Here is a 3,880-nt window from a genome sequence, read left to right on the forward strand (position 1 = left end):
ACTAGCCGCTAGGCGCTGGAACTGGATATAGAGAGGGATGAGCATGACAGATGAGGCCCCGGAAGGCGGAGCCTGAGGAGACTCAGCGCATGTCCGCGGAAAGGGAGTCGTTTTCCCCGCCACCATCCTCACACATAAAAGTCTCGAAACTGATTCTTCAACAATAAGGAGCTTTAATCGAACAAGATCAATGAACAACTACCATGAAACATAAAATAATCGGATCATTTATTTTTAGTGTTTTTAGGTAGGGGTGATGGTAAACTAAATAAAACGATTGTGGAGGAAAAGAATGGCTCGTAAAAACAAAATAAGTTCAACTATATATAAAGTGGAGCAACCACAGGAATTATTACCTTTTCTATTAGAAACCCTGTCAACAACCAGTCGAAACTCGGTCAAGTCCATATTGAAACGTGGACAGGTGGTCGTTGAAAAGAGGGTGCAAACAAAACATAACTTTGAGCTTGAGCGTGGACAAACCGTAGAGGTTATCAAATCAAAAGTTTCTAAACGACAGACGTCCTTGCAAGGAATGAAGATTTTACACGAAGATGAGGATATCATCGTTATCGATAAAAGCTCAGGGCTTCTGTCGATGGCCTCTCCAAAAGAAAAACAATTAACAGCCCATCGTCAATTAATGAACTACGTGAGGAGCGTCAATCCAAAAAATCGCATCTTCATTGTCCACCGTTTAGACAAAGATACATCTGGTGTCATGGTGTTCGCCCGAAGTGAACAAGTGAAACTGAAATTTCAGGAATCATGGAAACGGATGGTGAAAGAACGGAAGTACGTGGCACTCGTAGAAGGAACTTTAAAACAGAAAGACGGAACAATCACTTCTTATCTAAAAGAAAGCAAATCCTTACAAATGTATTCTAGTTCAAATCCTCACGGCGGTCAGCTTGCAGTCACTCATTATAAAGTTAAGCAGTACAATAAGAACTTCACCTTATTGGATGTTCATTTAGAAACTGGACGAAAAAATCAAATCCGTGTGCACATGGAAGATTTAGGTCATCCAATTGTCGGGGATAAAAAATATGGGGCCAACACAAACCCGATTAAACGGCTGGGTTTACATGCCGAGGTGCTTGCTTTTATTCATCCGAGGACTGGAGAGAATCTCCGCTTTCAATCACCTGTACCTAAAAGTTTCTTATCTACATCAAAATAACGTAAAAACAAGTAGTATAGTCATTTTAAAAAAGAGACAACTTCTTATGGATGGTTTGCATATATATTAGCAAACGTACTATAGGAGGGATCCAACTGAACGCTATTATTTTGTCGGCAAGGAAAATCGGCTGGATTGTAGGGGCTGTTCTCATCGCTTTTGCTGCCTATTATTTAGGTGGTTTCTTTTGGAAAGGCGCCCTGACTACATCAACAGAACCGGTGATTAACGAACCGCGTATCATCAATCTCGTTACAGGGGAGTTTAAGGCAGAAACAGTGGATGGAAAGAAAATTGAAGCTTATCGATGGGATCCAGGAACGATCTTTGTAGAAAAAGGGGAGCCTTTCAAATTAAGCATTTACGGAGTGAATGGAAAAGAGCATCCCTTTTCTATTGAAGGGACTGAAGTGAGAGGTGTCGTGCAGCAAGGAAAAGAAACAGTAGTAGATTTAAAGTTTGACAAAGAAGGCATTTATCGCTTGATTTGTAATACTCACTCAGACATTGCATCCAACGGACCTATGATTGCCTATATCGTGGTGGACTAAAACGATAAAAAAGGGACAAGCTCTTGTCTCTTTTTTTATTGTTCTATTTTCCTTTCCTTTGACATGTACTAAATTAAGTGTACAAGTTAGGGGGAGCCTAATGATAACGACCACTGTTGGTTATATTATTCTGGGTTTATCGATTGCAGCCCCTGTCGGTCCGATCAATATCGAAATTATAAAAAGAGGACTAGCGTTCGGGTTCTGGCCAGCATTATTTGTAGGTCTAGGCGGGATGTCTTCAGACCTTTTGCTGATGGGGTCGATGTTCCTGGGCATTGCATCCGTATTGGCATGGTCATGGGTGAAGATGACCCTCATGCTCGTTGGTTGTATCGTTCTTTTACATACAGGGTGGACAAGTCTATTTGCTTCCCAGTCAAACCAAACAAGGGATAACCATTTAGAGGATAATCTTGGAGTGGTAAAGCTTAGAAGGTCTTCTTTCATAAAAGGGTTTCTGATTGCTGGAACGAATCCAATGAATTTAATTTTTTGGATTGGGATCTATGGATCAGTTTTAAGCGGGGCTTTTCAAGAGGAGAATTTATTTCATTCGTTTTTGATTAGCTCCCTTGTGTTCATCGGCATAGGGCTATGGAATGTGAACCTTGCTTTTACCACACATTTCGGACGTCTTTTAGCAAATCAGGCTATATTAAGAGGGATTCATGGAGTAGCAAGTTTAGTGTTAATAGGGTTCGGAATTAGATTTGGATATAAAGGGGTAGAGTTAGCCTTGATGATGTGGGGGTAACTGGTTGAATATAAAAGAGCCTTTTACTCAATGAGAGTAGAAGGCCCTTTTTAATTACGATGCATGGGAGTCTTTTAGTATGCGGTTGATTTCATTTTTATAAAGGTCAGAACGCCCACCGAAGATTGCTTGAATATTGTGATCGACTTTCACAACACCAGCTGCTCCTAGTTCTTTCAGGCGTTCCTCTTGAATTTGATCTACTTTGGCTACTTCGACTCGCAGCCTAGTAAAACAAGCATCCACATGCTTCAGGTTCTCTTCTCCACCAAGAGCTTCCATGATTGCTGCGGCAGTTTCTTTTGTTTGTTCTGATTTGGTGCCTTTTTTCTTTTCATTGAAGTCTTTCCTAGTATATAGCTTGTTCTCCTGACCGCCACGTCCTGGAGTAGCAAGATCCCATTTTTTAATAGCAAATGAGAAAGAAAAGTAGTAGATGACGAAGAATACAGCCCCGGCGACGAGGTTCATCCACCAATTTCCTGTGCCTGGGATGGCGTTGACTAATACGAAGTCAATCAGGCCAGAGCCGCCTGCCCATCCGAGATGCACATCAAGCATATACATAACTGCGAAAGAAACTCCGGCAAGCAGTGCGTGGAACAAGAATAATAGAGGAGCGACAAACAAGAACGTGAATTCGATCGGCTCTGTAATTCCTGTCAAAAAGGCCGTACCTGCAGCTGCAATCAGCATGCCTTTTACTACTGGTTGATTTTTCTTATCGGCCCGACGGTACATCGCTAAAGCTGCACCCAGTAAGCCGAACATGATGACAGGGAATTTACCAGCCATGAAACGTCCAGCGGTCACTTCAACTCCTTCAGCAATCTGCGCCAGGAAGATATATTGGTCTCCAGAAACCATACTCCCTGCAACTTCAGTCGTGCCACCTAAAGAGGTCCACAAGAATGGAGCGTACCATATATGGTGTAGACCAGTCGGAATCAGGGCTCGTTCAAGAAAACCGTAAAGCCCGATGTAAAGAGGGTTCGTTGAGCCGTTGGCAATGACGTTTGCAACAGCATTAATGCCAGTTTGGATTGGCGGCCAAACCACCATCATGGCTAGGGCTAAAAAGATAGAAGTGAAGACCATAACTATTCCTACAGAACGGTCTCCCGCAAAAAAGCCTAACACTTCTGGAGGATCGAATTCGTGGAATTTATTGTATACCCAAACCGCGAGCAACCCGACAATAATGCCTCCGAGAACCCCGGTTTCAAGCGTCGGAATTCCAAGAGCCATTCCATATTCTCCGCTTTCAGAAACCATTTTTGGTGTAATTCCTAAGGCAAAAGAGATCGTTTTATTCATAATAATGTAGCCTAACAGGGCGGCAAGCGCAGCAATTCCTGAGCCGCCTGTTAATCCAATGGCGACACCGAT

4 protein-coding genes are annotated in these 3,880 nt (G+C 42.6%); 3 read left to right on the plus strand and 1 reads right to left on the minus strand.

Features of this window, described 5'->3' with window-relative positions; all coding sequences use genetic code 11:
- Positions 1-292: 292 nt before the first annotated feature.
- The 3 genes from LD39_RS11895 (at position 293) to LD39_RS11905 (ending at position 2,491) form a co-directional block, all read left to right on the plus strand.
- A complete protein-coding gene (locus tag LD39_RS11895) occupies positions 293-1,183 on the plus strand; it encodes an RluA family pseudouridine synthase (RefSeq protein WP_052158842.1) in 891 nt (296 codons plus the stop codon).
- A gap of 50 nt (positions 1,184-1,233) precedes the next feature.
- Entirely contained in the window at positions 1,234-1,734 is a 501-nt protein-coding gene (locus LD39_RS11900; protein WP_156112631.1) for a cupredoxin domain-containing protein, read from the plus strand.
- A 100-nt stretch (positions 1,735-1,834) separates the two neighbouring features.
- Complete coding sequence (locus LD39_RS11905; protein ID WP_035546727.1) at positions 1,835-2,491, plus strand: LysE family translocator; 657 nt, start codon at positions 1,835-1,837, stop codon at positions 2,489-2,491.
- 54 nt (positions 2,492-2,545) lie between these two features.
- Here LD39_RS11905 and LD39_RS11910 read toward each other — a convergent pair.
- A partial coding sequence (locus tag LD39_RS11910) for a PTS transporter subunit EIIC (RefSeq protein WP_035546729.1) occupies positions 2,546-3,880 on the minus strand: 1,335 nt, incomplete at its 5' end.

This window comes from Halobacillus sp. BBL2006 (assembly GCF_000786645.1).
In the GTDB taxonomy this organism is placed as follows: Bacteria; Bacillota; Bacilli; order Bacillales; family Halobacillaceae; genus Halobacillus.

Coding starts and splice junctions, on each gene's coding strand:
- LD39_RS11895 (WP_052158842.1), top strand. CDS start 293: ATGGCTCGTAAAAACAAAATAAGTTCAACTATATATAAAGTGGAGCAA.
- LD39_RS11900 (WP_156112631.1), top strand. CDS start 1,234: ATGGTTTGCATATATATTAGCAAACGTACTATAGGAGGGATCCAACTG.
- LD39_RS11905 (WP_035546727.1), top strand. CDS start 1,835: ATGATAACGACCACTGTTGGTTATATTATTCTGGGTTTATCGATTGCA.